The following is a 26,741-nucleotide window of genomic DNA, read 5'->3' as shown; positions in this document are numbered from 1 at the left end:
TTCCAAATAAATAATAGTATTTACTTTCTAAAAAATTCGAATTATAATCAGATTAAATTTTTTAAATTTTAAGAAAATTATATAGGAGGGATACATATGCCAAAAGTACGCTTGCATGTAGAAGGAGAAATTATTGAGCAAGAAGTGCGTGATCACGCGAATTTAGTAGTGTTGGCAGGCATTCGTCAATTCCCAAAACTGAAATATGGGTGCGGGATGGGAAAATGTACAAAATGTGCATGTAGAGTGCTGGAAGGAGCAGAAAAACTTGATCCGCCAAACTGGAAAGAGCAGAAAATGCTAGGTGAAAAGCTTGAAGAAGGCATGCGATTATGCTGTCAGTTAACGATCAAAGATGATATTGTCATTTCACAAGAAAATATAAACGCCCCAATACCGAAAGTTGCAAAGCCAGTAAATGCACAGTAATTTTTTTGCATCATCTAGGTATACAAAATACCTATTTAATTTAAATGTTGAATTCATAGGACGAAAGTAGAAAGTTTTGTAAGCGGATACAACTATGAAAGGGGGTGAAAATATGAAATCATATTTGTTAACTGAGATGACTTGGGAAGAAGTAAAGGATGCATTACATACTGTAAAACTAGCAATAATTCCAATTGGTGCACACGAACAGCATGGCCCTCACATGGTTGAAAGCTGTGATGCTGTACTAGCTGAGAAAATGGCTGAGAAATTAGCTGAAAAAATGTATCCTCATGTAATTGTAACGCCTACTGTCAATATGGGAGTCTCGCACCATCATTTGAACTTTCCAGGAACCATTTCATTGCAACCGACTACGCTTATAGCCATTTTAAAAGATATGATTGTCTCTCTTAAACATCATGGTATTCAAAAATTTTTATTATTAAACTCTCACGGTGGCAATCAGTCAACTTTAAATGTTGCTTGCACCATGTTGTCTGAAGAGCTAGGTTCAGAAATCTATTATGCTAAAACGACAGCATCTGCCAAACTATCAATCTCAGAATCTATTCACTCGCCATTGTTCGGTCACAGCTGTGAACGAGAAGTGTCAGAAGCACTTTACTTGGCTCCTCACTTAATTAGACCAAATAAAATTACTAAAGGAAGTATCCAAAACGAAGGTAGATGGAAGCAACTACGACCTGGTAAAGCTATTCAAGGGTTTTATCGATACGAAGAGATGACGACTAATGGTTGCATTGGGGATGCAACAAAAGCAAGTTACGAAATAGGAGAAAAGATTGTAGGTGAAGCACTCGATAACCTTTCAAACGAACTCCAAAAGCTATTACATCTAGAAGTAGAATGTAAGTTGTAAGTACCTATAAATGAGAGGGTGGGGTTTATGGATTTAACTGTTGCTCACTGGCTTTATGGTATCATGACACTTGTTGTAATTGTGACTATGCTGTTTCGAAAAGGGGTTGTATTGCCTACCATCATTGGAACCTTTCTTGTTTCTGTTGCTTATAAAGGATCATTGGTTGGCGGATTTCAAGCGTTGTTCAATGCAAATCTTGTAGCAGCAAAGGAGCTATTTACGATCTTTTTAATCATCACTTTTATGGTGGCTTTATTACATTCCTTAAAAGATACTGGTGCAGATGAAAGAATGATTGCTCCTATGCAAAAGGTAATGAAAAACGGACATATTGCTTTTGCTGTTCTATTAGTCGTCACATACGTTATTTCTTTATTCTTCTGGCCTACTCCTGCCGTTCCGCTTATTTGTACGTTATTAGTACCTGCGGCTATTCGTGCTGGTTTGTCGCCAATTGCTTGTGCCATGGTTGTTTCGATTGCAGGACAAGGTATGGCATTATCTTCGGACTATATTATGCAGATTGCTCCAATGCTTACTGCAAAATCAGCAGGTATTCAAACATCAGCTGTGTCAGGTAAGGTCATGATTCTCTCTTTAATTACAGGGGGAGTGGCAATCGCGATTACGTACTTTACTGAACGCAAATCAATCGGTAAATCAGAAAGTGAAGCTTCATTGCAACATTTACAATCACTTGCAAACAATAACTCTTCCGCAAATGAAATAGCTGCTACAACAGAAGCTACTGTGGGTGATAGAGAACGTGAAAAATGGGGAAAAATCTTTGCTGTATTAGTCCCACTATCACTACTAGCAGTTATCATATTTATGTTTTCAACGAAAATCGGCAATGGTAAAATGAGTGGTTTTGAAGGAGGAGACGGTGCAGCATTTATCGGTGGTGTTGCGACTATGTTGTTAGTAGTAACATGTGTAGCGTTCCGTCGTTTGCAAGCTCTTGATAAAATTAGTGAGCATATTACAGAAGGATTCGTATTTGCATTTCGTGCAATGGGACCAGTTATTCCGATTGCAGCATTCTTCTTCTTAGGCAGTTCGGACTTTAGCGGTACCATTTTTTCCTTAGGAGAAAATGTAGCAAAGCCAGCGTTCTTAGTTGATTTAGTTCAGGCTGGTCAATCGATCATTCCACATAATTCAGTTTTAACAGCATTTGGTCTATTAATTACTGGAGCGATTACTGGGTTAGAAGGTTCAGGGTTTTCTGGATTACCGCTAGTGGGAGCTTTATCAGGAGCATTGGCACCTGGAGTTGGTATGGAACCTGGTACGTTAGGAGCAATCGGTCAAATGGGATCTGTGTGGACAGGTGGTGGAACGTTAATTGCGTGGTCATCATTGGTAGCGGTTGCTAGTTTTTGTGGTGTGAATGTTTTAGAGTTAGCTAGGAAAAACTTACTTCCTGTTGCTACGGGTCTAATAGTCTCTACCATTTTCGCTCTCGTTATATGGTAGAGCAATCTTTTGAATTTAGAAAAATTAGAAAATTTAATTAAAATGTATTTACAAACAAAAAACAATGGGTTACTATAAGGTTAGTTGGTATACCAAATACAAAATACAAATAAATAACTCGATTTAAGTAGTTTTTATCAGTGTTTTAAGTGATTTGGTATACTTCGATTGTTTAACTAAACTATTAAACTACATAAACATATTGGAGGAGGAGTTTGGATGACTAGATTATTATCTAAAGATGAGTTTCGTAAGGAATTAGAAGAAGCGATTAAAGGGAACCACAGCCAAAAAGCACCTTTTACTGTAGCATGGGCTGAAGGGAAATTAGAGCGTAGCCACTTCGCTCGTTGGGCTGAAAACCATTACCATTATGTTGGACCTTTTGCAGATTACTTAGCTTATATCTACCATAACACTCCAAACTTACCAAAATATGAAGCTGCAAAAGATTTCACATTACAAAACATGTACGAAGAAGAAATCGCTGGCGATCGTCATACAGACTTATTAATTCGATTTGCTGAAGCTTGCGGAACAACTCGTGAGCGTGTATTGGATCCTAACAACATTGCTCCAACAACGCTAGGTTTACAAAGCTGGTGTTTTGCGGTAGCAGCACGTGAAAACTTCGTAGTAGCAACTGCAGCATTGGTTGTAGGACTAGAATCTCAAGTTCCAGACATTTATCGTAAGCAAACTCCAGCATTACGTGAGAAGTACAACTTTACAGATGAAGAGATTGAATTCTTCGACTTACACATCGTATCAGATGAAATTCACGGAGAGCGTGGATACAAAATTGTACTTGATCATGCTGATACTCCTGAGTTACAACAACGTTGCTTGGAAGTAGTTCGTACTGGTGCAAAAATGCGTCGCATGTATATGGATGGCTTATGGAGAGAATATCTTGAAAAAGATTTAGGTGCTCTAGTACAAGCATAATAATTAGAAAATAAAATGGCAGTTTCCGTCTAGGGAACTGCCATCTTGTTCAGAAAGGATGATAAATTTGCTAACTACTAAACTAGAAACTTATAAAAATTACATATCTGGAAGTTGGGTCGAGTCTGTAAATAATAAAACGTTCCAAAGCGTTAATCCTTCTAATAAGGAAGATATTGTCGGCACATTTCAAGCATCGACAGAACAGGACGTGAAACAAGCAATTGATGCAGCAAGCCAGGCTTTTCCTGCATGGGCACAAACTCCACCTTCTAAACGTGCTGCCATTTTAAATAAGGCGGCAGCAATACTTGAACAGAGAGTGGAACAACTAGCAGAGGAATTAACAAGAGAAGAAGGAAAAGTTATAAGCGCGGCCAAACAGGAAGTGCTTCGCTCAGCGGAAACCCTTCGTTATTATGCAATAGAGGGACAAAGCTTTACGGGGGAAACGTTCCCAAATGATGATCCAAATATGAGAGTCACAACTGAAAGGGAGCCTCTTGGTGTTATTTCAGTCATTACACCATGGAATTTCCCACTATCCATACCATCGAGAAAGATTGCTCCGGCATTAATAACTGGAAATACAGTTGTTTTCAAGCCTTCATCTGATACTCCTTTAATTGCATTTCGACTCGTTGAGGCGCTACATGAAGCTGGCATACCAAAAGGAGTAATCAATTTTGTAACAGGAAGTTCATCCGATATCGGGGATATTTTAGTTAAACATCCTGCTATACGAGGCGTTACTTTCACTGGGTCTACGAGTGCTGGGGAACATATTCATAAAAACACATCCTTTACTACAAGAACACAAATGGAGCTTGGTGGAAAAAATCCTCTAATTGTAATGGATGACGCAGACGTAGACTTAGCAGTTAACCTAACCGTGAATGGAGGCTTTCACCTTACTGGTCAAGCATGTACAGGCACTAGTCGTGTAATTGTTATGAAGGAAGTTAAGGAACAATTTGTTCAGAAATTAGTAGAAAAAACAAGTGCTTTAAAAATTGGAGACGGCTTTGACGAAAGTGTCATTATTGGACCTCTTGCAAATGAAAAACAGTTAAAAAACGTTCTGAAGTATATAGAGATTGCTAAAGAAGAAGGGTCTACTCTTGAATATGGAGGTCAACAGCTTACGTATGGAAAATACGAAAACGGCTACTATATTGAACCGGCGATCTTTACAAATGTAAAACCCGAAATGCGCATTGCTAAAGAAGAGATTTTCGGCCCAGTAGTTGCTGTAATTGAAGTAAAAAGCTATGAAGAAGCCGTATTAATTGCTAATGATGTTGAATATGGATTATCTGCATCGATTGTTACGAATAATTTGAAACTCGCTCATCAATTTACTAAAGATGTTCAAGCAGGGACAGTTAAAGTAAATCGTACAACGACAGGTAATTTGATGAATGCACCATTTGGTGGAGTTAAACGCTCTAGTACTTCTACATTCCGTGAGTCAGGCAGAGTGGGACTTGAATTCTTTACACAAATAAAAACAGTCTATATCGGTTACTAAAGGAGGGGTTTAAATGAAAAAAATATTAAAATTAGAACTAGATGAAGCAAAGGTAATGATCGAAGCTGGTAAGAAAAAATCAGAGGATATCAACGTTCCAGAGACGATTGCAATTGTAGATGAAGGTGGATATGTCATTGCACTTGAACGAATGAATGGTGCTCGAATTACTGGTCCTGAAATTGCTATTGCAAAAGCATATACGGCAGCGGGCCATAAACGCTCGACTCATTTATTTAATACAGAACCAAACGGACCAGCTCTACCGGGCAATGAAGCATTTGGAATACAACATATGCTAAATGGAAAGTTTGCAATCTTTGTCGGCGGTTTTCCAATTGTAGTAAATGGAGAAGTCATTGGTGGCGTGGGGATCAGCGGTGGAAATGGAGAGCAGGATACAGCGGTCGGAACAGCTGCCCTGCAAGCATTGCAAGAGTTCCTTTCAAATGACGGTTATGAAGTTGTTACTGATGCAGACATTAAAAAATAATACTTTGGAGGCGGTTAGGTGTTGTTCCTACATCGCCTTTTTTGGTTTACAAACATTCGCATAGTAAAATAACTGGGAGTAAAGTTCATATTTGTAGGCAATAAAAGTAGTTAGCTATAAGAAGATCTACTTATCAAAATATAGGTTTAAGAGATAAAAGGACTATAAAGCGAAGATCCGAATGAGTGGTTGAATGGTATTTATTTCCACCTAACTACTCGATTACTTATTTAAAAGATACTATAATAGAAATATCGATTTACTTTTAACAAAATGATGATACACTATTTTAAAATAGGCAAGAAATGGGAGGCAGGTGAATGGAATGGAGATGGAAACTAATTTTCTTTCAATCCGGGAACATGCGTATAGATATTTAAAAGAATTGATTTTAGAAGGGCATTATAAGCCAGGTGATCGCTTAATTGAACGGGAGCTTGCTGTTAAGCTAAACATTAGTCGTACACCTATTAGAGAAGCTTTATTCCGCTTAGAATCACAAGGGTTTGTAAAAACGGTTCCTCGTAAGGGTGTCATCGTTTCGAATATTTCTGATGAAGATATTATGGAAGTGTTTACGATTTTATCATCACTAGAAGTGTTAGCAGCAAAATTAGCTGCTAAAAAAATGACGGACGAAATTCAACAAGAGTTTGATCAGAAAATCGAAGAGCTTCTTTATATTGAGGAACACTCAGACGAGACATTTGAGAACGAACATATTGAAATGAATCTCCTTCTATATAAGGCAGCGAGAAGTCCGAAGCTATTTGAAATTTTATCTGGCTTAACAGATTATATCCATATGTCTGCTAATATGGGGTACGAAACGCCTGGAAGACGTAAGGAATCATTGAGGGAACATATTGAAATCATGAAAGCAGTACGAAATAAAGAAATAGAAATGTCGGAGTATTTAACGAAAATTCATATCGAAAATTCTAGACGTGCGTACATGAATTACATAGAAAAAAGAAAAGAAAAAACGACATAAAAATAGTTTGTGGATGTTTTCGTCACTTTTCTTGTATGGAAAAAATCATTTTTCTAAAAATAATAAAAGCCCCTATTAGTTAGACTGTTAGAACGTCTAGACTATGGGGGCTTTTTATTTTAGTTTCGTATTTCATAAATAGTAAAAGAAAAATACTAGATCCCAATAACGATTGAAGACGTTCTATTTTTTAAAGTATTACAAATACTCATTGCTACAATATACCCCGTCTTTGGATTAGTAGAAGAAGGAATATTTTGCACCTTTACTTCCATTTCACCAAAATATCCCTTTACGAAAATTTGGTGTGTATTACTGGTTATGCTTGGATCTACATAAACTTGAACTTTTGTTTTATCAAATCCGATTCCAGCAAGACTCAAGGTTGCTGAAATATTTGTGCTTTCCGGAAAAAGCTTAGAAGATTCTCTAGCAACGCCACTATAAATGCAAAAAGGCTCTTTAACTGTGTTTAAATCTACCTTTTCTTCTGCAATTGTTCCTCGCCAAGCACTCGGTGGTTTTCTCGTTACAAGTTTTACTTCATCAACACTATGTAACATTGAGGCAGCAACACGATCCAATCCGGCAATTGCAGCAGAAGGGATGAGGATCTTGCTATTAGTAAGTTTTGCAGCTGTTTCTAGTTCTGCTAATAATGCATCATCTGCTAGTGCACCTACAGAAGCGATGATAAAATCACTACTAGAAGATAGCGCCCTTTTCCCATACTGATAGACAGCTTCATGACCTGCAGCTTCAATAACAATATCCAATCCCAATCCGAAAAATGCCTCTTCATTGTCGTAAAATAAATCGCTTATATGCGATTCGTATTGATCCTTACTTCGTACGAGAACCGCTTTTAATAATACATCCCCAGCCTTGCCTTCGTTTATGTATTTGACGATATCTTTTCCGATCGCTCCATATCCAATTAAACCAATATTAAGCACATTCATCACCTCGTTTTTTGAAAATTAAGATGTATTTGGTATACAAAATATTATATCAGACCGGTATATAAAAACAAATAGAGTAATATAAATTAAGAAAAATAGCTTAATATATGAAATTTTTATATTGTCAGAAAATTATAAATATGGTATATTGTATACCAAAGAGGTGAAGAGGAGGATTTGAATTATGCCAAAACTGAATTTTGCTACTAGTGGAAAAGTATTAGAAGTACCGGAAAACTCCAATATTTTACGTATGTCTCTTCGATTTGATGGGGAACTGCCAAATCGATGTGGTGGAGGCGTTTGTGGATCCTGCGTTTGTAAAATTGAAGAGGGGACTGTTGATCATATAAAAGTGCAGGAGCGTCGAAAACTTGGTGAAGAATGGTTAAGCAAAGGGTTTCGTTTAGGTTGCCAAGCTTTCATCACTGACGAAGATGTTACGATTTCATGGAATGAAGAAGTAACAGATGAAGTAAAAAAACGAAAATTAGATCATCCGAAAAAGAAAGTGACATCTACACCATAAAATCCAATTTTAAGAGCGGGAGTGAATGATATGTTGTTAGTATGCGACAAACATATGGAAGAAGCCTTAAAGTTAGTAGAAATGCCTCGAATTCAAAAAACTCAAACTGGTGAGGCATGCTCGTTTTGTAATGTGGAATCCTCGCTTTTAATGAACATGGTCAATCAACCTAATCCAGTTAAGAAAAAATCATGCGGCAATTGTGTGAAGTGTTCTTGTCTTATTGCAAACTAAAAGAAAGATAAACTAAAGGGATGGATTTTATGAAACAGTTAAACATCTTTATCGCCTTTTTTAGAAGCAGCATGCTTGGATACGGAGGTGGACCATCGACCATTCCTTTAGTACATAAAGAAGTGGTTGAACGTTTTAAATGGATGACTGATGAAGAATTCGGAGATGTGCTCGCTATTGGAAACACACTGCCAGGACCGATTAATACAAAAATGGCTGGATACATTGGGTTCAAAGTAGGCGGTAAAATTGGGATGATTAATGCAATAATTGCAACGATTCTGCCGACGATTATTTTAATGGTTGTTTTATTAACTACTCTAGTAACGTTTAAGGATCTAAAATGGGTGCAAGGAATGACGAAAGCAATTGTTCCAGTAGTTGGAGTCATGCTTGCTGTGCTAACTTGGCAATTTGTAGAAGCTTCCGTTAAGGGGCTAAAATGGCCTATTACAATCGGACATATTTTAATAGGGATTGTTTTAATGCAATATTTTCATATACATCCAGGATTTATTATTGGAGGGCTTCTGTTATTTGCGGTCGTTAAGCCAACCAAATCAGTTGAAGGTAAAAAATCAAAAGGACTGTCTGCATAATGGTATATTGGAACATTTTCTGGTCGTTTTTTGTTGCTAATATTTTAGGGTATGGAGGAGGCCCCGCGACAATTCCTCTTATTCAAAAAGAAGTCGTCACAAGGGGATGGCTTACACATCAAGAATTTAATGAGGCTCTTGCAATGGGGAATTCTCTACCTGGACCGATTGCTACGAAAATGGCTGGGTATATCGGATTCCATGAAGGTGGTATACTAGGTTCATTTTTGGCTGTATTGGCTACAGTTGCACCGTCACTAATCCTCATGCTGACCTTAATGGGAATTTTGTATAAATATCGACATTCGATTCAAGTAAAGAGAATGACTCTTTACGTTAAACCAACAATCGCAGTCTTACTTGGCGTTATGGCTTATAATTCATTTCATGATTCATATTTTCAAATTGGTATTGGACAGTTTTTATTTTTAGGAGTGATTAGTTACATATTAATGGAGAAAGTAAAGCTTCACCCAGCTTTTATTGTAATGGGAGCTTTGTTATACGGTGGATTAAATTTATAAATTGAAAAAAGGGTGAGCAAATTTTGCTTACCCTTTTTTGCACATTAGAAAGATAAAATTTAAAGCGACGAAGGGGACTCGAAGTAGTTGCATATTTTGGAATTATGTAAAAGTGCAACTGCGCTTTTGGTCATCACTTTAAAGTTCGCCAATTGGCGAGTTTTTTAGAATGTTTAAGATATAACTTTTGTTTGTAATTTGTTATTGTAATCTACTTTCAACTTGTTGACAAACTTCATCAGCTGTTAAGCCACTTGCCTCGATTACTGATCCTTGTGTAGATACATTTTGCATTCCCATTACATTTGAATCAAGTCCTGTTACTACACAGCAATCGCAACCATTTGCATCTGATTCCTGTTTTAATTCAACAACATCATGTCCCGCTGAACGTAATGCTTCTTGGACATTCGTTAAAGATTGTTCTACTCCGATTCTAGCCATAAAAAACACCTCCTCAGATATATAAGATTTGCAATTTACAGGAAAAATATTCTTTGAATAAAGAAGTTTAAGTTTAGAAAAAGTAAAGATGGAGGTGATGAATATGGGAAAAACTAAAAAAGATCCATCTAGAGTTGGCTTAGGATCACCAAATGTACAAGGTCAAGGGACTACAACATCTGAAACTGGTGTTGAGATGTCTTCTAGTAGAAAAAAACAAAAAAGAGAGATTAAATAAAGACTATTGGTCAGAATTCAAATATTGGGAAATTGTAAGGGACATTTAAACTCATTCTGACTAAAATCCTATTTAATAAGAAGATGTCTCGCCACCTATTTATAGGTGGTTTTTTATTTTGATTAAAAATAAAATATATATAAGAGGAATCTACGATCGTTAAGAAGAATTAAGAACTTAATTAAATGATCTTGTTATCATACATTACAACAATTATGGAGTAATGTATTTTCTTTTTAATTAAACTATTGGAGAAAGTAGATGAAAAGATGAATCATATTGTAAATGGTGATGTGGTTGGAGGAAAACTAAAGTCTTTAAATGGTAATATGATCGTATGGAGAGAAATGTATGATTTTGGGCCGCTTTGTCAAGATTGGCCTTTAGAAGAAACATATAAAAGAAGAGCAGAGTTTTTTGAACAAAAACTACAAATTCCTTTGAGTTTTTTTATTGAAAATTGCCGAAGCCAATATCAATTATTATATGAACTCTCTCGTTCTGAGGAAGTTGTTCTATGGTTCGAACATGATCGATACGATCAAGTGACGATCCTCTATTTATTATCGGAATTATCGGCACTTGGATTTCAAAAAATTTCGATGGTTAGTATAAATGAATATGAAGGCATTGAGCCATTTCACGGATTAGGCCAATTATCATCAGAACAATTAATTGAATTACTTCCAACTAGACAGGAAATTACAAACGAACAAATAGAAGAAGCATGTGCTGGATGGAAAGCTTATTGTTCAGATAATCCAGATGAACTTAATGAATTTATTCAAAAATGTTATGCGCTTCCGTTTTTAAAACACGCTTTATTAAGTCATATGACCTATTTTCCGTCTCAACAAAATGGATCAAATGAAGTAGAATTTTTAGCATTATCAATGATCAATGAAGGTATTAACTCTTTTGCAGAACTATTTAATAAGCTTGTAAGACAAAGAACAAATGATGGATTAAGCGATTTATATTTCGCAGCAATTCTAAATGAATTAATGAAAGGTGATTACCCATTAATAAGTAGTGACAGTGAATTACCAAGTTATAAGCAACATAACCCAAAAGCAAAAATTGGATTAACTAGATGGGGATTAGATGTACTAACGGGAAAAACAAATCGAATGAATTTAGTCGGAATAGACTGGTGGGTTGGAGGGGTTCATTTAGTTGAAAAAGCCTCTTATAATAAAATGTAAGGTCAGGTATTAATCATGGATGTTGTATTTAAATCAGATAACAAAGTATTGAAAACGTTATAGAGGTGGTAATATGCGCCCGATTTTATTAGGAGTATTAGCGGCATTTTTCTTTTCAATCACATTTATTTTAAACCGCTCGATGGAATTATCCGGTGGAAGTTGGATTTGGAGCGCATCTTTAAGGTACTTTTTTATGGTACCTTTTTTATTGATCATCGTAATCGCTAGAAGAAATTTGTATGATCTATTGAAAGAAATGAAAGGGAAATTAAAAAGTTGGATTATTTGGTCAACAATTGGATTCGGTTTATTTTACGCACCAATATGTCTTGCAGCAATTTATTCTCCAGGATGGCTAATAGCTAGTTCATGGCAGATAACGATTTTATCTGGATCACTATTAGCACCATTTTTCTTCATATCAGTTCAAACATCAAATGGAAGCCGAAAGGTACGTGGAAAAATTCCTTTTAAAGGACTAGGAATGTCTTTACTAATCATATTTGGTATTTTATTAATGCAGGTTGAGTTAGCTACAAAAATAGCTATTTCAACAGTTTTAACAGGTATTTTACCAGTTATTATTGCCTCATTTGCATACCCACTTGGCAATCGGAAAATGATGGAAATATGTGATGGAAAGCTGGATGTATATCAACGCGTTTTAGGAATGACCTTAGCGAGTTTACCGTTTTGGATCATCCTATCAATCTATGGTTTATATACTGAAGGACTACCAAGTCAGAACCAAGTATCACAATCATTAATTGTAGCGATCTCATCAGGAGTAATTGCTACTGTATTATTTTTTCAAGCTACTGATTTAGTAAGGGGAAATATGCAAAAATTAGGAGCAGTAGAAGCAACCCAATCCATGGAAGTATTATTCACGGTAATTGGTGAAATGATCTTCTTATCATCAGCATCTCCATCTATTATTTCTTGGATTGGAATGATTATTATAATGATTGGAATGATCTTACACAGTTATCTTTCACAGAGGGGTAAGTCCGTACAGCAAGATAGGGAAACTGTTAATTTATGAAAGGTTATTTTAGTGAAATTCAAATAACGAAACAGAATGATAATACTTATACTTTTTGAATACTACCCTAGTGGAAAGAGGTGATTAATATGTATAAAGAATTCAATGAATCACTTATATTAGATAAAAATAAGAATTCGATCTCCATCTTAACACCAAAAGATTTTAGTTTTAAAGAATGCTTAGTATTTTTAGCACGGTCTAGGAATGAGGTACTCCATCAAGTTAATGGGGAATATTTTTTAAAACTTATTAAAATAGAAAATAGATTAATTTTACTAAAAGTAAGTAGTGATCATAACCAATTATTAATTGAATTTCCAGACCAAAATCCAAGTGAAGAAATAAAAGTAGCTGCAGCAGCATTTATATGGGAATTATTTGATTTAAGCAGAGACCTAACCGAGTTCTACCAATTAAGTAAAGATAATCAAATGCTAAAGTTGTTACTTGATCAGTATTTTGGACTTCGCGTAATAGGAATTCCGGATTTGTTTGAAGCATTTACATGGGCTATTATGGGTCAACAAATCAATCTGTCATTTGCGTTTTCTTTAAAAAGAAGCTTTGTTGAAAAATATGGAGAAAGCTTTAGATGGAATGATGAAATTTTTTGGCTATTTCCAACTCCAGATGGAATATCCAAACTTGAAGTTTCCGATTTAACCAGTCTGAAATTTACTACACGAAAAGCTGAATACGTGATTGGAATCGCAAAATTAATGACAGAAGGATTCATTTCCAAAGAATCTCTCAATCGTTTAAATTCATACGAGAAAAAGTTAAATAAGTTATTAGAAATTCGCGGAATAGGGAACTGGACTGCTGATTACGTTTTGATGAAATGTTTACAAGAGAAATCTGCGTTTCCAATAGCCGATGTAGGAATACATAATGCATTAAAAAATCTGCTATCATTAGAGAAAAAACCTTCAATTGAAGAAATTAAGAAAATGGCTACAAAATGGAAGGGCTGGGAAGCTTACGTAACTTTTTATTTATGGAGATCATTATATTCCTAAATAAGTAATACAAAGTAAAGTTCACTAAAATTGAAAAATCCCCCTATATTTCGATACATAATTGGTATTTATTGTTAAAATAGTGTGTAGTAACAAGAATAATTGGGGGAACAACATGAAAAGATTTATTTTATTAACTGTAATGGCTATTCTTGGACTTAGTGGGTGTTCACAGTCAACCGCATCAGTTAATACGAAAACTGATTCAAAATTTACAGTTGCGCTTATAAAATGTATTGATGGTGATACTGCCAAATTTACAGAAGTTGGTACAACAAGATTCTTATATATCGATACGCCAGAAAGTACAAGGACGATTGAGCCATATGGAAAAGAAGCTTCAGCATATACATGTAATCTATTAAAAAGTGCAAAAACAATTCAGCTTGAGTATGATGGTCCAAAAAAGGATAAATATAATCGAACACTTGCATGGGTTTGGATTGATGGTAGACTAATTCAAAAAGAAATCATAAAAAAAGGCTATGTAGAAAAATTTTATGATTATGGTAATTATTCCTATGAATCAGAGCTAAGAAGCTTACAAGCAACTGCTAAGCAGCAGGGTGTTGGATTATGGAGCAAAAATAAAACCAATCAAACAAAAACGAATAATTCGTCTAAAAATAATAAACAGTATTTTAAAAATTGCGCGGCCTTAAGAAAAGTCTATCCAAATGGAGTACCAAAAGGGAATAAAGTATACCAAGCACAAATGGATCGAGATCATGATAATTACGCGTGTGAAACAGAGTAAAAACACCTAATTCTAGGTGTTTTTTATCTGATTAGGTCTTTTATTTTCGAATTCAATCCCTGACTCTTGGAATTATTAAGTTTTGTCTTAAAAATTTTAAAAGAGCAGCAATTCTACAAAGGATTTTCGGTTTAATAATAGAATAGTATTAGTGCCTAAAAAATTATTTTTACAATCTTGTTTAATCATGACAAAATATAAATAAGAAAAATTGAAGAGGACGGGACTATGATTAAATTTTTTAAACGACTATTTAGTAAAGAAAAAACAAATCAAGTTACATTGCCATTAAAAGAAACTCGTTCCCTATCAAAAGTGGAAATCGAATATATTATTAGTGAGTTTACTGATAAACAGAATAAATTAGTAGAGGATATGAAAATAAATTCTGTTAATAATGCCGATATTGAGTTTAATGAACTAATCACAAATAGAATCACGAATAATTTAAAGTACAGAATACCTTTTTTAGAAATTGAGTTAATTTATTTAAATAATGTATTAAGAGGAAAGAAAGTAAAATCAATAAAATATAAATTGTTTCATCAAATCAGAGATACTGAAACGACAGAAATAACAGATATGGTAATAAATCAAGGTTACTCTTTCGTTCCTTCAGTAGGTTATTTGAAAATTGGATAAAATCATGATGAAAACCCACTAGGTTATGTTGAAGTGCACCCCAAAAGTTAGACACAGTCTAACTTTTGGGGTGCACTTTTTATGACTAAATTTACTCATGTTTACCCTTGATCATGTGCCTCAAAATTCTCATTTGCCGTTGATTTAGGTAAATCGTTAACCTCATAAGCGACCCTTATTCCAGATTCGATTGCTCCTTGAATCCAACCTGGTGCTGTAGAAGTGTGATCACCAGCAAAATGGATCAGTCCTTCAGGAGTTGAAATATATGGAGCAATCTCAGTTTGCTGGTCAGGTTTGAAAATTGCAAAAGCTCCACCTGAAAAAGGATTCTCTGACCAACTAAATGTATTACCAGTAATAAACTCATTATATATTTCTTTACCGTAAATTTTGGATAAATCTTCTAGCGCATTCTCTATTTGTTCTTTTTCAGTTAAGCTATCCCAAATTGATGCATTATCTTCCCATGTATAGCTTGCTAATATGACTCCAGGGCCCTCTGAGCCAACGGATTGGCTAGGGAAATAGGAATAACGAACAGGTAGATCAGAAATCATTTTTCCTCCAATAAAACCTTCTTTCTCCCAAAATCTAGTTTTAAATTGTAATCCAATTTTAGTTGAAGGAACGTAATGTAATTGTCGAATTGCTTTATATTTGTTATAAGAAAATAAATCGCGTGGAATGATTTCAACGAAGTTTAGTAATGAAAAAGGTATCGTAATGATGGCTAAGTCTCCAGTTACCGTATATGCCTGCGACGTTTGTGTATCCTCTGTATGAATCGTAACAGAAGAGTCGTGTTGTTCTATTTTTTTCATTTTTTGATGAAAAAAAATATTTTCTTTTAATTCAGGTAGGAATGAATACGGTAAGTGATCATTTCCACCTTTTATTTCATAAAACTTTAGTCCAGGAGTAAATAGAATCATTACTTCTCGAAGTAAGGCAGTGAATGAAAGCTCAGGAAAGCCTTCCATCCCAAGCATAACCTTAATCATATCAATGGCTCCAACTGATAATGTTCTACCATATGGATTGTATTTTAAATAATATTCCATCGAATAACGATCAAGTAACTTAATAACGATTTCCCAATTCTTTTTTGGATTCTTTTTAATGAAGTCAGTTACAGGTTGCATGGAATATTGAGCCAAATATTCAGCTGTTTTACCTTTTTCAGATGGTGAAGTAGGGAAGTTAAGAATATCGGGATTTTCTTCATAAAGCTTTTGAATGGTTCTTACATTGTTTACGTATATAATATCGTTTGGAGTGCTATTAATGAATTCTTCTAAAGGAAGGTTAAATTTCTTAATATATTCTAATACAAGCAAGTGAATAGACGGTAATCGCATTGCACCATTTTCCATATACTGTCCTGCATAAAAATTACGATTAGTAAAAATACGACCACCAATTCGATCATTTCCTTCGAGAACTGTTACTTCATGTCCTGCTCCTTTTAAAAGTGAAGCGGCTACTAAACCTGATATCCCAGCACCAACAATAATAATATTTTTAGGCTCAAGTGTTTTTGGTAGTCCGGTACGAATTGTTTGAAGCATTACTTCCATTGATATAGGAGGCTCCATACTAACTGGCATAATTTCGCTCCTTTATATTTATGACATTCATAGAAGTTTATTCAAAAATAGAGGAATATAGAAGAGTTTAAAAGCAGGATTAGATATAGAAATGGCATAAGAAAAAGAGCTTGAAAAATCAAGCTCTCAGTTTGTAGAAAAAGACTTTGAAAATTTGCTACTTTTTACGTCTAAATAGGTTAACGATAAATACAATAATTGCGATAATTAATAGAATATGAATTAGTCCGCCTGCGATATGGAAAGTAAAATAACCTAATACCCATAAGATTAAAAGAATAAAAAATAAAATCCACATAATATGAACATTCCTTTCTTAATGACTGTATTATTACCTTTTCCAATTTTAATTTTCATATCCATTTATTGAGCACAAAAGTGAAAAAGCTACCAAAATAGGTAGCTTTTGTGTTGTATTGATAAAGTTCTAAATGCCTGATTTCAGACTGAGTGAAGCGAGCACTTTCGGGCAGTTTGAATTGTATTAAAATTTATCAAATACAGTGTAAGGCATTTGTCTTTTATGTCTAGATTTATTAAACCATGATTCGATTTTTGCTTGAGAGTCACCATTAATTTCTTTACCTTCTAAATAATCATCGATGTCATCGTATGTAACACCAAGAGCGACTTCATCTGCTAATTGTGGACGATCCTCTTCAAGGTCAGCAGTCGGAACTTTTTCATATAGCTTTGGTGGGCAATTTAATTCTTTTAGCAGCATCTTTCCTTGGCGTTTATTTAGACGGAAGATCGGACATAGGTCTGAACCACCATCGCCATATTTAGTATAAAAACCAGTAACAGCCTCAGCGGAATGGTCAGTGCCTAAGACAACACATCCATTCATAGCAGCAATGCTATATTGAGCTTTCATTCTTTCACGAGCCTTTTCATTACCTTTTGCAAAATCAGTAAGGTCAACGCCAATATCTTTTAATGTTTTAACACTAGCATCTACAGCAGCTTTAATATTCACTGTGTAGGTCTTAGTTGGTTGGATAAAATTTAATGCTTCCTGGCAGTCCTCTTCGTCCATTTGAACGCCATATGGTAAACGAATTGCGATAAATAGATATATTTTTTCTGATTGCTCACTATTTAGTTCATCTATTGCCATTTGTGCAAGTTTACCAGTTAAAGTTGAATCTTGGCCACCTGAAATGCCTAATACATAACCATTTAAAAAGGGATGTTTTTTAAGATAGTTTTTTAGGAAATCAACACTTATTCTTACTTCCTCTTTAGGATTGATAACTGGCTTTACTTTCATTTCTTCGACGATTTCTTTTTGTAAACTGTTCAATCTTCATTCTCCTTTTGATACAGATTGTATTTTTTAATATAAGCGTAGCAATCCTCAGGTAATAAATATCTTGGCTCTCCGCCTTTAGCAAACTCTTCTCGGATATATGTAGAACTAATTTCCATCGCTAATCCTTTATCAATTAGATGAAATCTTGAACCATTATCATTGTTTCGTAATAGTGGAGAACGAGAGATGGTTTTTAACATATCAATTCCATCACGGGCCATTACAATGAATTTATTTTCGGAAACTAATTGATCACCGTATTTCCATTTTCCTTCTGCAATATCTTCTAGGAGATCAGCTCCCATTATGAAATAAACTTCATCTTCACTATATGTAGCTTTAAAATGGTTCATTGTATAGTAAGTGAAAACTTCCCAAGCCTCTTTACTCATTTCATAATCGTCTGCAATAAACTTTGAGTTGTTTTGAATTGCCAACTTTAACATATTCCAACGATGTTCATCAGTATTATGTAATTGTTTATCTCTTCTTTTTGAAGAGCATGGTAAAAAGATAACTTTGTCTAATTGACAACGATGAGCAATCGTACTTGCAGTCCATAAATGAACGTTTGTAATCGGATCAAACGAACTGCCGTAAATCCCAATTTTAGCCATTTTTCATTTCCTCTGTTTTCTTTCTAGCTTCTGCTATTTTTTCCATTTTGTTATCCCAACATTTTTGACTTAAGTCTACTGGATATTCTTCAGGGTTTAATGCACGTTTGTATTCTTCCCAAAGTACACTTAAGTTGTTTTCAGCAAAATCCTGTATGTCTTTAATTGCAGGCACTTTGTAGACTAATTCACCTTTAGTAAAGATTTGGTGATGAAGTTCTCTAGCTTCAAAATTAGTTACAAACTTACTGATATATGGATGGATCGGATGGAATAACTTTATTTTTTCTTCAGATCCTGGATCTTCATCTTCAAGAGCAATATAATCAGCCTCAGCGTGATGGTTAACTGTATTAATAATTCGATACAATTTCTTTAGTCCAGGAGTTGTTACTTTTTCAGGGTTTTGAGAAATTTTTATTGTATCGATCATATTCCCATTTTCATCTTCAATACTTACTAATTTATAAACAGCTCCTAGAGCCGGTTGATCATATGCTGTAATGAGCTTTGTTCCGATTCCCCAAGAATCAATTTTTGCTCCTTGCGATTTTAAATTTAAAATTGTATATTCATCTAAATCATTCGAAGCAACAATTTTCGTATTTACGAAACCAGCTTCATCGAGCATTTTTCTAGCTTCTTTCGATAAATAGGCTAAGTCACCACTATCAAGTCGGATTGCTGCAAAGTTAATTTTATCACCTAGTTCTTTTGCGACTTTAATCGCATTAGGCACTCCACTTTTTAGTGTATCGTATGTATCAACTAGGAATGTACAGTTAAAATGACAATCTGCGTATTTTTTGAAAGCTATGTATTCATCTCGATATGCTTGCACGAGCGCATGAGCATGTGTACCTGAAACAGGAATGTTAAATAATTTACCAGCACGAACATTACTAGTCGCATGAAATCCACCAATATAAGCGGCTCTTGCTCCCCAAATAGCAGCATCAAATTCCTGAGCACGTCTTGTTCCAAATTCCATTAGCGTATCATTACCAACGATATGTTTAATTCGTGAAGCTTTCGTAGCGATTAATGTTTGATAATTGACAATGTTTAATAAGGCAGTTTCAATTAATTGTGCCTCTACTAGCGGGGCCTCAATCCTTAAAATTGGCTCATTGCCAAATACTAATTCACCTTCTTGAATTGCTCTAATTGAACCTGTGAATTTTACATTAGACAGAAATTGAATAAATTCATCTTTATATCCTAGTTCTTCTTTTAAATAGTCAAGATCTGAACTACTAAATTTAAAGTTCTGCAGATAACTGATTATTTTTTCTAAACCTGCAAAGATTGCATATCCATTTCCAAATGGGAGTTTACGAAAATAAAGTTCAAAAATGGCATTTTTATTGTGAATATTGTCTCCCCAATAAGTTTCTGCCATATTAATTTGATAAAGGTCTGTATGAAGTGCAAAGCTATCATCTTGAAAGGTGTAATTCATCTTATTTCCGCCCCTAAAGTATTTTTGAAATGACTTAAAGCCCATTCATGTCCGGCTGCATTGAAGCTTGCAACTGCCTGCTGGTGAATGACTATTTTATAACCCTTATTATAAGCATCGACCGCGGTATGTAATACACAAATATCAGTGCAAACTCCTATTAAATGAAGTTCGTTTATGCCTCTTTCATTTAGTTTTATCTCAAGGTCTGTTCTGGCAAAAGCGGAGTAACGAGTTTTATCGAGCCATTGAACAGTTGAATTGCCTTTTGATGAATTGTATAAGTCCATTAATCCACCATATAAATCTCTTCCTTTAGTATGTCTAATATTATGAGGTGGAAATAATTTTGTTTCGGGATGAAACGGATCATTCTCATCATGTACGTCTACTGCAAATACAACATAATCTTGATTTTCTATGAAATTTTTAGTTAATTGAAGAATACTTTGCTCAATAACTTGTGCAGGTTTACCACAAGTTAATGAACCAGCATCTGCTACAAAGTCATTCGTATAATCAATAATAATGAGCGCTTTTTTATCCATTTATTAATCACCCCAAATAACAAGAATGTTAATTTTTTCACATAATAGAAAAAATTAAATTAGTTTTTCATCTTCAATATTATTATAAGTTAATTCATATGAAAACCTAAATTTTGGAAAATTAGCAGATCATTTTTATATTATTAACTTTACAATTAAAAATTACTATTTATTGTAGGCTGTGTAACCTTCGCAGTGATTAGAGGAAATAAATGAAAAGTACCGAACTAACTAATAGATTAATTAACAGTTAGAAGAGGTGACATGATGGAAGTAGTTCGTGCAAAATCAGAGCATATTTCAGAAGTAGCAAATTTATTTGATCAGTACAGAATGTTTTATAAACAAGAAAGTAATTTAAATGGAGCAATTGATTTTATTACGGAAAGAATCAATAACAAAGATTCTGTTATTTTTCTTGTGAAAGAAGAAAATCAATCTCTAGGATTTACTCAGTTATATCCGTCATTTTCTTCGGTATCAATGAAAAAGTTATGGATTTTAAATGACTTATATGTAACCGAAACGGCAAGGCAAAAAGGAGTAGCTCAAATGCTGTTAAATGCAGCAAAGAAATTTGCAATCGAATCGAACGCAAAAGCATTGGATTTACAAACTGCGATTGATAATAAATCGGCACAAGCATTATACGAAAAAAATGGCTATCAAGTTGATAAAGAATTTCTTTCGTATTCATTAAATTTAGAAAATTTAAGGTAATCTTCAAATAATCGTAGTAAATAAAATTGATGAAAATCTTCGTCAAAAAAGAACTATTATCAAATGCTTTGAAATAGTTTAATAAAGTCAGGCTTTAAAATAAAACTAACTTGAAGGAGAAGATGATGCTTACAGTTAAAGGCTCATTTAATGAAGCTAAAATATTTACAGATAATGTGGAACAAGGAGCAATTGGACAAATTATTGAACTATGTAATCAAGAGTTCGTGAAAAGTTCTAAAATTAGAATTATGCCTGATACTCATGCAGGTAAGGGATGCACGATTGGAACGACAATGACGATTCAAGATAAAATCGTTCCAAATCTCGTTGGGGTTAACTAAAACGGCTCCAACGTTAAAAAACTCGCTCAATTGCTGGAAACCCTAACGTAAAATCTAGTCGAGGGCAATCAGCAGCCAGAGGTTATGGTGACATAGTCAAATGGTTCAGAGACTTGCACGTTGTTAGCAGACGATTGTGCAGAATTATTCTACTTCCTAATCTCGAATGGAATAATTAACACGGCGAGCCTACATAAGGAGCTGCATACTCCGCTGACTGTAGAGAAGGTATAGTCCACTCTCTAAGAAATTAGAGGTTAAAGTACGATATAGGTTGCGGAATGGAAACAATAAGAGTTTCACAAAAAGATATCGATTTTAAAAAACTAGATGCTGTCATTCGTAAACATGTACCATCAGGGTTTTCAATTCGAAATAATAAGCATGATTTTGTGAAGAAAATTGATTTTTCACAGCTTTACTGCTTTAAGGAATTAAATGAAACAAGAACAAAGCTTAGCTTAGGGTCACTTGGTGGTGGAAATCATTTTATTGAGTGCAATTCTGATGAGGACGGAAATATTTATTTTGTTATACATTCCGGAAGCCGAAATTTAGGTAAAGTTGTAGCGGAATTTTATCAGAAAAAGGCGTATGAATTATTAAAGAGCCAGTCCGAAAATCGTTCAAAAGTCATTCAACAATTAAGGGATGAAGGCCGTGAAAAAGAAATTGAAGCTGCATTAAAAAACCTTCCTTCGCAATATATTCCAAAGGATCTAGCGTATTTAGAAGGAGTATGGTTTGATCGATATATGCACGATATGGCTATTGCCCAAGAATATGCTTTATGGAACAGGAAGGCAATGATGGATGAAATCGTAAAGAATATGGAGTTAACAGTGGTTGAACAATTTACAACTGTTCATAATTATATTGATATCGAAAATATGATTCTTCGTAAAGGGGCAATTTCCGCTCAGAAAGGTGAGAAAGTATTGATTCCGATTAACATGCGAGATGGTAGTTTGATTGCAATCGGAAAAGGAAATCCAGATTGGAATTACTCGGCCCCTCATGGTGCAGGTCGAATTCTCAGTCGTACAAAGGCAAAGGCAACTCTTTCACTTGATGAGTTTAAGAAAACAATGAAGGATGTTTGGAGTACTTCAGTTTTAGAGAGTACGCTTGACGAAAGTCCAATGGCTTATAAGGAAATGAAAGAAATTATTGAAAATACTAAGGATTCAATCGAAGTTATTAAAGTTATTAAACCACTTTATAATTTCAAAGCAAATTAATTCTAACTATATTACAAAACAAAGCCACCTATACGGTAGCTTTGTTTTAAATTAATTTTCTATAATTTCATACGTATCAAACTCTTGAATGGTCTTTTTATTCTCATCAACTCTTTCAGTAAAGTTGCCATTTGTATAATATTGAATTACATTTCTCCAAAAAGCTCGGGCAGGTTCATTTTTTTCAATCTGTGAAATACTCCATTTTCCAGGGAATTTATTGAAAAGTTCTATTGCTACTTTTTTGCCAAAACCATGCCCTTTATATTTTTCAATTATAAAAAACTCTTCTATACAATTTGGAGTGGATTCTGATGAAGTTTCAATTAAAGCGAAACCGATTAATTCTTCTTTATACAACACAAAAAAAGCCTGATAATCTAGTTCCCGCCAGTATTTTTCCAAATTAAACTTATGAAAAGATCCGTTTTCCCCGAGTTTAATTTCAGGAAGATATTTAATAAATTCATAAATATAAAATTGCATTAAATTGTGTAATTTTGATTCCTCTTCTTTTTTTACCTTAACGATTTTAATCAAAATTTCTCCTCCAATATCTAGTTTCAATAGTTATAAATAATTGACTATTTATAATGAAATCCCTTTATTTTTAGCATGAAATTATAAAAGGAAATAGATTACAAATGTTGAATAAATAGTAAGTAGTAAAAAAGGAGGACTTAGCTATGTCAGAGCATTTTAAAAGAATTGATACAGTTTTTCTGCAAGTAACTGATTTTGAGAAAGCAGTAGATTGGTATTGCTCGGTACTGGGTTTTACGATTAGATGGAACGATCCGATGAATGGATATGCTGCATTAAATATTGGGGAAACAGCATTAACGCTAGTGAGAAAAACAAATCAAGTAGAAAATCCAAATACACATATGAGTTTTAATTTTTATACTCCAAATATCGAACAAGCTTATAATCATTTAAAAGAACACGATGTAGAATTAGAACAATTGAATGAAGATGAAACGTTTAAATGGTTTGAATTTAAAGATTTAGAAGGAAATCGTTTAGGGGTGTGCTCTTTTCCTGAATAAATTAAAATAAGGAAGTTATGATATCCTAATAAGCCGATAAAGACAACAAAAAATAGTTTAGGGTTTACAGAAGTTACATATCGTTAACCGTTTCAGACTGCCCGCCTAACACTTGCAATCAGTCTGAAAATCTTATACTTTGTCTACACACTGATGCAATACTTATAAAGAGTATTGCTTTTTCTATGGATGACGATTCTAAAAGACTAAAAAAGGGGTGGAAAAGTGTTCAATCAATCTAATTATGAATGCCGTGTAGAGTGGGGAAAAAGAGGAGCTAGGGAAGCAGCGGAACGCGGGGATATCACAATTATTGTTGATGTTCTTAGTTTTTCATCGACTGTTGTTTCAGCAGTATTTCAAAACGCAATCGTCTATCCATATCCACCAAATTTAGATGTCAAAGCTTATGCTAAAAAGATCGGAGCGGAGTATATTTTAGGAAGAAATGAAGCGGCCAGTTTAGGGAAAGCAACTCTCTCACCGGTCTCATTTAATGAACGTCATGCCAATAATAAATTTGTTTTATGTTCACTAAATGGGGCATTTTGTTCATGGATCGCTTCAAAGGTGCCAGCGTTATTGATTGGTTCTTTACTTAATGCGTCTTCGGCTGCAAGTTTGGCTAATCGCCTAAAAAACGAAAAAAATGTTAATATAACAGTCATTCCGTGCGGTGAGGTTTGGAATGATTTACATGAAAATGAGGATGCACTACGACCTTCAATTGAAGATTATTTAGGAGCAGGAGCAATTTTAGCAGAGTTAGAAGGAACAAAATCACCTGAAGCGGAAGTCTGTATTGGTGCGTTTCTTCACTCGAAACATAAAATTAAAGAATTGATTTGGGAATGTGGAAGTGGAAGAGAGCTAAGAATGAAGGGCTTTGAAGATGATGTTACACATTGTAGTCAATTAAACCGGTTTAAGGTAGTTCCAGTTTTACAAAATGATTGCTTCGTTAATGGTCTTGAAATAGAAAAAGGATGAAACTAATTCATCCTTTATTTACGCTCAAAAATAGAATATGCACTAACATTTTTTAATAAAATTTTAGGTTTACTACCATCCAAATTGGCGATCCATACATTACCGACAACATCTAATTCGCCTTTTCTAGTCCATGTTATTTTATTGGAAGACTTAGAGTAGATTGGGTTATAATCTCCCTTTCCAGTTGGTGGTTTCGTTATTTTTAATTGTTTATGAGTGGAAAGATTAATCACATTTAATGATGGTTTTGGTCGTTTCTTTTCATCATTTGACCACTCACTTTCTTTTACTCTTGAAACAACAATTGATGTATCATCACACCAAGTAAATCCTAATTCAGCATAATGTAATGGCGTTAAATTTGTAGATGTAAATGCTGGCATTTCAGTAATATTCATCTTTTTATTTTTGTATCCGAAAACTAATCTGCCTCCACCTGCAATGTATCCTAATATATTTTTAGTTTGAGCCCATTTTGGATTATCTAAATGTAAAATAATTTCATCTTGAACTTCAAAAACCTTTCCATCTGAAGAAATGATACAAAGCATGTCACTATCCATAGACCAAGAAGCTGTTGGGTTAACAATAAAAGAAATCCATTTTTGATCAGGCGAAAATTGAAATGTTGACGCATTTATGGACGGAATGGAAGTATTGCCTTTTGTTAAGGTTTTGGGAACAACAAAAAATTGTTTTACATTGTTTGTAACGCTAGTAATATTTTTTAAATCCTTTGGTAAGGTGATTTTATATAAAACTGGATTTGTCCAACCGTCCGGATTTAGCGATGCGGCTGATGAAGCTATAAAACCTTTACCATTTGGAATCCAATTATAATCATCCACACCTAGTGCAATATTGTAAAAATTTTTAAAATCAGAGACATTCAACACTCCACTATCTAGAAACGCAAAAATATTTTTAGTAGGGGACCATTTAGGATTCTCACCATCGGAAATAATCCTTTGTTCTTTTTTTGTTTTCAAATTATAAATCCATATTTCAGAACGAGTAGGATAAGAAGCTGTAGGACCAGTAGGTATTTCTTTTTGGTACAATAAATAATTTCCATCAAATGACCACTCGGGCTGATTCGAATAAACCCCTTTTGCTTTTGTTATTTTTTCCTCTTTATTATTTAATTTTATCCAAACGAATCCATCGCGAATAAACGCAATTTTTAACGAGTTAGTAGTAGTTTCGGCGTAACTAAAGTTCGGAAAAATTAAACAAACAACGATCAAGAAAGAGAGTAGTAATTTGCGATTCATAAATTCACCCCGTTTAATTATTTTGATTTATTTTTCCCAAGAAATTATATAAATATCAAAAGGACGATATTGTAAAGTCAATCATTTTCAGGCCGGATAAACCATTAAATGATCGAATAGCTAAGATTAAGAAACTAAAAGAGGTGGCTTTTCATGGAGAAATGGATTGGGGCAGCTTGTATTTGTATCAATCGTAAAGGGCAGATTTTAATGCTTCTTCAAGGCAAGCCTGATGAAAAAAAACTTTAGGCTGTTCCGTCAGGCGGTTTAGAAAAAAATGAATCGATTGATGAGTGTTGTAAAAGAGAGGTACTCGAAGAAACGGGATATGAAGTTGAAGTAATGAAGCAATTATTTATTAAAGAAGGGATCTAGTTTGGTTTTCAAGTGGAAGTACATTATTTTGAGGTTAGAATTTTTGGAGGTTATGCTAAAATCCAAGACCCTGATCAATTAATATATGAAATTACTTGGAAATCAGCAGAGGAAATTCTTGTATCAGAGCTTAGTTATCCGGAGGATCGAAACTTATTAATCGACTTCATTAATAAAAAAGTTAACAAGGAATAAATTAAAAAGCCGTTTGATAAGAAATCAAACGGCC

General features: G+C 34.2%; 31 protein-coding genes and 1 pseudogene. 22 read left to right on the top strand and 10 right to left on the bottom strand.

Features of this window, described 5'->3' with window-relative positions:
- Window positions 1-96: 96 nt before the first annotated feature.
- The 7 genes from ACFVR2_RS16935 (at window position 97) to ACFVR2_RS16905 (ending at window position 6,760) form a co-directional block, all read left to right on the top strand.
- Window positions 97-429, top strand: a complete 333-nt coding sequence (locus ACFVR2_RS16935; protein ID WP_387364089.1) for a 2Fe-2S iron-sulfur cluster-binding protein — start codon at window positions 97-99, stop codon at window positions 427-429.
- Window positions 430-541: 112 nt separating this feature from the next.
- Window positions 542-1,312, top strand: a complete 771-nt coding sequence (locus tag ACFVR2_RS16930) for a creatininase family protein (protein ID WP_387364086.1) — start codon at window positions 542-544, stop codon at window positions 1,310-1,312.
- Between the two features lie 27 nt (window positions 1,313-1,339).
- Window positions 1,340-2,794 (top strand): hypothetical protein, encoded by a 1,455-nt coding sequence (locus ACFVR2_RS16925; RefSeq protein WP_387364083.1) that lies wholly within the window; start codon window positions 1,340-1,342, stop codon window positions 2,792-2,794.
- 219 nt (window positions 2,795-3,013) lie between these two features.
- Entirely contained in the window at window positions 3,014-3,742 is a 729-nt protein-coding gene (locus ACFVR2_RS16920) for an iron-containing redox enzyme family protein (protein ID WP_387364080.1), read from the top strand.
- Between the two features lie 58 nt (window positions 3,743-3,800).
- On the top strand, window positions 3,801-5,273 hold the full coding sequence (locus tag ACFVR2_RS16915) for an aldehyde dehydrogenase family protein (protein ID WP_387364077.1): 1,473 nt from the start codon (window positions 3,801-3,803) through the stop codon (window positions 5,271-5,273).
- A 13-nt stretch (window positions 5,274-5,286) separates the two neighbouring features.
- Complete coding sequence (locus ACFVR2_RS16910) at window positions 5,287-5,766, top strand: GlcG/HbpS family heme-binding protein (RefSeq protein ID WP_387364074.1); 480 nt, start codon at window positions 5,287-5,289, stop codon at window positions 5,764-5,766.
- A gap of 325 nt (window positions 5,767-6,091) precedes the next feature.
- On the top strand, window positions 6,092-6,760 hold the full coding sequence (locus ACFVR2_RS16905; RefSeq protein ID WP_056471828.1) for a GntR family transcriptional regulator: 669 nt from the start codon (window positions 6,092-6,094) through the stop codon (window positions 6,758-6,760).
- A 155-nt stretch (window positions 6,761-6,915) separates the two neighbouring features.
- Here the strand turns inward: ACFVR2_RS16905 and ACFVR2_RS16900 are convergent, their stop codons facing one another.
- Window positions 6,916-7,722: an aspartate dehydrogenase gene (locus ACFVR2_RS16900; protein ID WP_387364071.1), complete on the bottom strand. Its 807-nt coding sequence runs from the start codon at window positions 7,720-7,722 to the stop codon at window positions 6,916-6,918.
- Between the two features lie 184 nt (window positions 7,723-7,906).
- Here ACFVR2_RS16900 and ACFVR2_RS16895 point away from each other — a divergent pair, with 184 nt between their 5' ends.
- The 3 genes from ACFVR2_RS16895 to ACFVR2_RS16885 all read left to right on the top strand — a co-directional run bounded on the left by ACFVR2_RS16895 (window position 7,907) and on the right by ACFVR2_RS16885 (window position 9,608).
- On the top strand, window positions 7,907-8,251 hold the full coding sequence (locus tag ACFVR2_RS16895; RefSeq protein ID WP_056471833.1) for a 2Fe-2S iron-sulfur cluster-binding protein: 345 nt from the start codon (window positions 7,907-7,909) through the stop codon (window positions 8,249-8,251).
- 263 nt (window positions 8,252-8,514) lie between these two features.
- Window positions 8,515-9,084, top strand: coding sequence for a chromate transporter (locus tag ACFVR2_RS16890; RefSeq protein WP_387364068.1), 570 nt, complete (start codon window positions 8,515-8,517; stop codon window positions 9,082-9,084).
- A complete protein-coding gene (locus ACFVR2_RS16885; RefSeq protein ID WP_387364065.1) occupies window positions 9,084-9,608 on the top strand; it encodes a chromate transporter in 525 nt (174 codons plus the stop codon). The genes ACFVR2_RS16890 and ACFVR2_RS16885 overlap by 1 nt, the downstream gene beginning before the upstream one ends.
- Window positions 9,609-9,809: 201 nt before the next feature.
- Here ACFVR2_RS16885 and ACFVR2_RS16880 read toward each other — a convergent pair whose 3' ends face one another.
- On the bottom strand, window positions 9,810-10,052 hold the full coding sequence (locus ACFVR2_RS16880) for a YkuS family protein (RefSeq protein ID WP_098863158.1): 243 nt from the start codon (window positions 10,050-10,052) through the stop codon (window positions 9,810-9,812).
- A 103-nt stretch (window positions 10,053-10,155) separates the two neighbouring features.
- On the opposite strand from ACFVR2_RS16880, the gene ACFVR2_RS16875 reads away from it, so the two are divergent.
- The 6 genes from ACFVR2_RS16875 to ACFVR2_RS16850 all read left to right on the top strand — a co-directional run bounded on the left by ACFVR2_RS16875 (window position 10,156) and on the right by ACFVR2_RS16850 (window position 14,964).
- The gene (locus ACFVR2_RS16875) at window positions 10,156-10,290 is read left to right on the top strand and encodes a YuzL family protein (RefSeq protein ID WP_082459488.1); all 135 of its coding nucleotides are present in this window, start codon (window positions 10,156-10,158) and stop codon (window positions 10,288-10,290) included.
- Window positions 10,291-10,559: 269 nt separating this feature from the next.
- Window positions 10,560-11,495, top strand: a complete 936-nt coding sequence (locus ACFVR2_RS16870; RefSeq protein WP_387364061.1) for a DUF1835 domain-containing protein — start codon at window positions 10,560-10,562, stop codon at window positions 11,493-11,495.
- A gap of 73 nt (window positions 11,496-11,568) precedes the next feature.
- Window positions 11,569-12,543, top strand: coding sequence for a DMT family transporter (locus ACFVR2_RS16865; protein ID WP_387364058.1), 975 nt, complete (start codon window positions 11,569-11,571; stop codon window positions 12,541-12,543).
- Window positions 12,544-12,632: 89 nt separating this feature from the next.
- Window positions 12,633-13,565, top strand: coding sequence for a DNA-3-methyladenine glycosylase family protein (locus ACFVR2_RS16860; RefSeq protein ID WP_387364055.1), 933 nt, complete (start codon window positions 12,633-12,635; stop codon window positions 13,563-13,565).
- Between the two features lie 115 nt (window positions 13,566-13,680).
- Window positions 13,681-14,322, top strand: coding sequence for a thermonuclease family protein (locus tag ACFVR2_RS16855; protein ID WP_387364052.1), 642 nt, complete (start codon window positions 13,681-13,683; stop codon window positions 14,320-14,322).
- Window positions 14,323-14,550: 228 nt separating this feature from the next.
- Window positions 14,551-14,964, top strand: a complete 414-nt coding sequence (locus ACFVR2_RS16850; protein WP_387364049.1) for a hypothetical protein — start codon at window positions 14,551-14,553, stop codon at window positions 14,962-14,964.
- 101 nt (window positions 14,965-15,065) lie between these two features.
- Here the strand turns inward: ACFVR2_RS16850 and ACFVR2_RS16845 are convergent, their stop codons facing one another.
- From ACFVR2_RS16845 to ACFVR2_RS16820, 6 genes are all read right to left on the bottom strand, one after another.
- Complete coding sequence (locus tag ACFVR2_RS16845; protein ID WP_387364047.1) at window positions 15,066-16,574, bottom strand: flavin monoamine oxidase family protein; 1,509 nt, start codon at window positions 16,572-16,574, stop codon at window positions 15,066-15,068.
- 157 nt (window positions 16,575-16,731) lie between these two features.
- Window positions 16,732-16,872 carry a lmo0937 family membrane protein gene (locus tag ACFVR2_RS16840; protein ID WP_170927396.1) on the bottom strand — a complete coding sequence of 47 codons (141 nt, stop codon included), beginning with the start codon at window positions 16,870-16,872 and terminating at the stop codon, window positions 16,732-16,734.
- A gap of 186 nt (window positions 16,873-17,058) precedes the next feature.
- Complete coding sequence (nadE, locus tag ACFVR2_RS16835; RefSeq protein WP_387364043.1) at window positions 17,059-17,880, bottom strand: ammonia-dependent NAD(+) synthetase; 822 nt, start codon at window positions 17,878-17,880, stop codon at window positions 17,059-17,061.
- Entirely contained in the window at window positions 17,877-18,506 is a 630-nt protein-coding gene (nadD, locus tag ACFVR2_RS16830) for a nicotinate (nicotinamide) nucleotide adenylyltransferase (protein WP_387364040.1), read from the bottom strand. Before nadD ends, nadE begins: the two co-directional genes overlap by 4 nt.
- Complete coding sequence (locus ACFVR2_RS16825; RefSeq protein ID WP_387364037.1) at window positions 18,499-19,968, bottom strand: nicotinate phosphoribosyltransferase; 1,470 nt, start codon at window positions 19,966-19,968, stop codon at window positions 18,499-18,501. Before ACFVR2_RS16825 ends, nadD begins: the two co-directional genes overlap by 8 nt.
- Entirely contained in the window at window positions 19,965-20,516 is a 552-nt protein-coding gene (locus tag ACFVR2_RS16820; protein WP_387364034.1) for a cysteine hydrolase family protein, read from the bottom strand. The genes ACFVR2_RS16825 and ACFVR2_RS16820 overlap by 4 nt, the downstream gene beginning before the upstream one ends.
- Window positions 20,517-20,783: 267 nt before the next feature.
- On the opposite strand from ACFVR2_RS16820, the gene ACFVR2_RS16815 reads away from it, so the two are divergent.
- The 3 genes from ACFVR2_RS16815 to ACFVR2_RS16805 all read left to right on the top strand — a co-directional run bounded on the left by ACFVR2_RS16815 (window position 20,784) and on the right by ACFVR2_RS16805 (window position 22,821).
- Entirely contained in the window at window positions 20,784-21,236 is a 453-nt protein-coding gene (locus tag ACFVR2_RS16815) for a GNAT family N-acetyltransferase (protein ID WP_387364031.1), read from the top strand.
- Window positions 21,237-21,361: 125 nt separating this feature from the next.
- A complete protein-coding gene (locus ACFVR2_RS16810; protein WP_056471883.1) occupies window positions 21,362-21,580 on the top strand; it encodes an RtcB family protein in 219 nt (72 codons plus the stop codon).
- A 281-nt stretch (window positions 21,581-21,861) separates the two neighbouring features.
- Entirely contained in the window at window positions 21,862-22,821 is a 960-nt protein-coding gene (locus ACFVR2_RS16805) for an RtcB family protein (RefSeq protein ID WP_483867306.1), read from the top strand.
- Between the two features lie 51 nt (window positions 22,822-22,872).
- Here ACFVR2_RS16805 and ACFVR2_RS16800 read toward each other — a convergent pair whose 3' ends face one another.
- Entirely contained in the window at window positions 22,873-23,361 is a 489-nt protein-coding gene (locus ACFVR2_RS16800; protein WP_387364028.1) for a GNAT family N-acetyltransferase, read from the bottom strand.
- Window positions 23,362-23,507: 146 nt separating this feature from the next.
- On the opposite strand from ACFVR2_RS16800, the gene ACFVR2_RS16795 reads away from it, so the two are divergent.
- Together ACFVR2_RS16795 and ACFVR2_RS16790 are read left to right on the top strand one after the other, a co-directional pair.
- The gene (locus ACFVR2_RS16795) at window positions 23,508-23,870 is read left to right on the top strand and encodes a VOC family protein (protein ID WP_387364025.1); all 363 of its coding nucleotides are present in this window, start codon (window positions 23,508-23,510) and stop codon (window positions 23,868-23,870) included.
- 225 nt (window positions 23,871-24,095) lie between these two features.
- A complete protein-coding gene (locus tag ACFVR2_RS16790; RefSeq protein ID WP_387364022.1) occupies window positions 24,096-24,860 on the top strand; it encodes a 2-phosphosulfolactate phosphatase in 765 nt (254 codons plus the stop codon).
- Between the two features lie 14 nt (window positions 24,861-24,874).
- On the opposite strand, the gene ACFVR2_RS16785 is transcribed toward ACFVR2_RS16790, so the two are convergent.
- Window positions 24,875-26,137 (bottom strand): TolB family protein, encoded by a 1,263-nt coding sequence (locus tag ACFVR2_RS16785; protein WP_387364019.1) that lies wholly within the window; start codon window positions 26,135-26,137, stop codon window positions 24,875-24,877.
- A 153-nt stretch (window positions 26,138-26,290) separates the two neighbouring features.
- On the opposite strand from ACFVR2_RS16785, the pseudogene ACFVR2_RS16780 reads away from it, so the two are divergent.
- Window positions 26,291-26,707: pseudogene (locus tag ACFVR2_RS16780) on the top strand (NUDIX hydrolase).
- The last annotated feature ends 34 nt before the right edge of the window (window positions 26,708-26,741 follow it).

This window comes from Gottfriedia sp. NPDC057991 (genome assembly GCF_042886615.1).
GTDB lineage: Bacteria > Bacillota > Bacilli > Bacillales > Bacillaceae_G > Gottfriedia.
The sequence above is the reverse complement of the archived record's forward strand: the minus strand, read 5'-3'. Positions and strand labels throughout refer to the sequence as shown.

Excerpts from the sequence above, each read along its gene's own strand:
- ACFVR2_RS16935 (WP_387364089.1), top strand. The coding sequence starts at position 97 with ATGCCAAAAGTACGCTTGCATGTAGAAGGAGAAATTATTGAGCAAGAA.
- ACFVR2_RS16930 (WP_387364086.1), top strand. The coding sequence starts at position 542 with ATGAAATCATATTTGTTAACTGAGATGACTTGGGAAGAAGTAAAGGAT.
- ACFVR2_RS16925 (WP_387364083.1), top strand. The coding sequence starts at position 1,340 with ATGGATTTAACTGTTGCTCACTGGCTTTATGGTATCATGACACTTGTT.
- ACFVR2_RS16920 (WP_387364080.1), top strand. The coding sequence starts at position 3,014 with ATGACTAGATTATTATCTAAAGATGAGTTTCGTAAGGAATTAGAAGAA.
- ACFVR2_RS16915 (WP_387364077.1), top strand. The coding sequence starts at position 3,801 with ATGATAAATTTGCTAACTACTAAACTAGAAACTTATAAAAATTACATA.
- ACFVR2_RS16910 (WP_387364074.1), top strand. The coding sequence starts at position 5,287 with ATGAAAAAAATATTAAAATTAGAACTAGATGAAGCAAAGGTAATGATC.
- ACFVR2_RS16905 (WP_056471828.1), top strand. The coding sequence starts at position 6,092 with ATGGAGATGGAAACTAATTTTCTTTCAATCCGGGAACATGCGTATAGA.
- ACFVR2_RS16900 (WP_387364071.1), bottom strand. The coding sequence starts at position 7,722 with ATGAATGTGCTTAATATTGGTTTAATTGGATATGGAGCGATCGGAAAA.
- ACFVR2_RS16895 (WP_056471833.1), top strand. The coding sequence starts at position 7,907 with ATGCCAAAACTGAATTTTGCTACTAGTGGAAAAGTATTAGAAGTACCG.
- ACFVR2_RS16890 (WP_387364068.1), top strand. The coding sequence starts at position 8,515 with ATGAAACAGTTAAACATCTTTATCGCCTTTTTTAGAAGCAGCATGCTT.
- ACFVR2_RS16885 (WP_387364065.1), top strand. The coding sequence starts at position 9,084 with ATGGTATATTGGAACATTTTCTGGTCGTTTTTTGTTGCTAATATTTTA.
- ACFVR2_RS16880 (WP_098863158.1), bottom strand. The coding sequence starts at position 10,052 with ATGGCTAGAATCGGAGTAGAACAATCTTTAACGAATGTCCAAGAAGCA.
- ACFVR2_RS16875 (WP_082459488.1), top strand. The coding sequence starts at position 10,156 with ATGGGAAAAACTAAAAAAGATCCATCTAGAGTTGGCTTAGGATCACCA.
- ACFVR2_RS16870 (WP_387364061.1), top strand. The coding sequence starts at position 10,560 with ATGAATCATATTGTAAATGGTGATGTGGTTGGAGGAAAACTAAAGTCT.
- ACFVR2_RS16865 (WP_387364058.1), top strand. The coding sequence starts at position 11,569 with ATGCGCCCGATTTTATTAGGAGTATTAGCGGCATTTTTCTTTTCAATC.
- ACFVR2_RS16860 (WP_387364055.1), top strand. The coding sequence starts at position 12,633 with ATGTATAAAGAATTCAATGAATCACTTATATTAGATAAAAATAAGAAT.
- ACFVR2_RS16855 (WP_387364052.1), top strand. The coding sequence starts at position 13,681 with ATGAAAAGATTTATTTTATTAACTGTAATGGCTATTCTTGGACTTAGT.
- ACFVR2_RS16850 (WP_387364049.1), top strand. The coding sequence starts at position 14,551 with ATGATTAAATTTTTTAAACGACTATTTAGTAAAGAAAAAACAAATCAA.
- ACFVR2_RS16845 (WP_387364047.1), bottom strand. The coding sequence starts at position 16,574 with ATGCCAGTTAGTATGGAGCCTCCTATATCAATGGAAGTAATGCTTCAA.
- ACFVR2_RS16840 (WP_170927396.1), bottom strand. The coding sequence starts at position 16,872 with ATGTGGATTTTATTTTTTATTCTTTTAATCTTATGGGTATTAGGTTAT.
- nadD (WP_387364040.1), bottom strand. The coding sequence starts at position 18,506 with ATGGCTAAAATTGGGATTTACGGCAGTTCGTTTGATCCGATTACAAAC.
- ACFVR2_RS16825 (WP_387364037.1), bottom strand. The coding sequence starts at position 19,968 with ATGAATTACACCTTTCAAGATGATAGCTTTGCACTTCATACAGACCTT.
- ACFVR2_RS16820 (WP_387364034.1), bottom strand. The coding sequence starts at position 20,516 with ATGGATAAAAAAGCGCTCATTATTATTGATTATACGAATGACTTTGTA.
- ACFVR2_RS16815 (WP_387364031.1), top strand. The coding sequence starts at position 20,784 with ATGGAAGTAGTTCGTGCAAAATCAGAGCATATTTCAGAAGTAGCAAAT.
- ACFVR2_RS16810 (WP_056471883.1), top strand. The coding sequence starts at position 21,362 with ATGCTTACAGTTAAAGGCTCATTTAATGAAGCTAAAATATTTACAGAT.
- ACFVR2_RS16805 (WP_483867306.1), top strand. The coding sequence starts at position 21,862 with ATGGAAACAATAAGAGTTTCACAAAAAGATATCGATTTTAAAAAACTA.
- ACFVR2_RS16795 (WP_387364025.1), top strand. The coding sequence starts at position 23,508 with ATGTCAGAGCATTTTAAAAGAATTGATACAGTTTTTCTGCAAGTAACT.
- ACFVR2_RS16785 (WP_387364019.1), bottom strand. The coding sequence starts at position 26,137 with ATGAATCGCAAATTACTACTCTCTTTCTTGATCGTTGTTTGTTTAATT.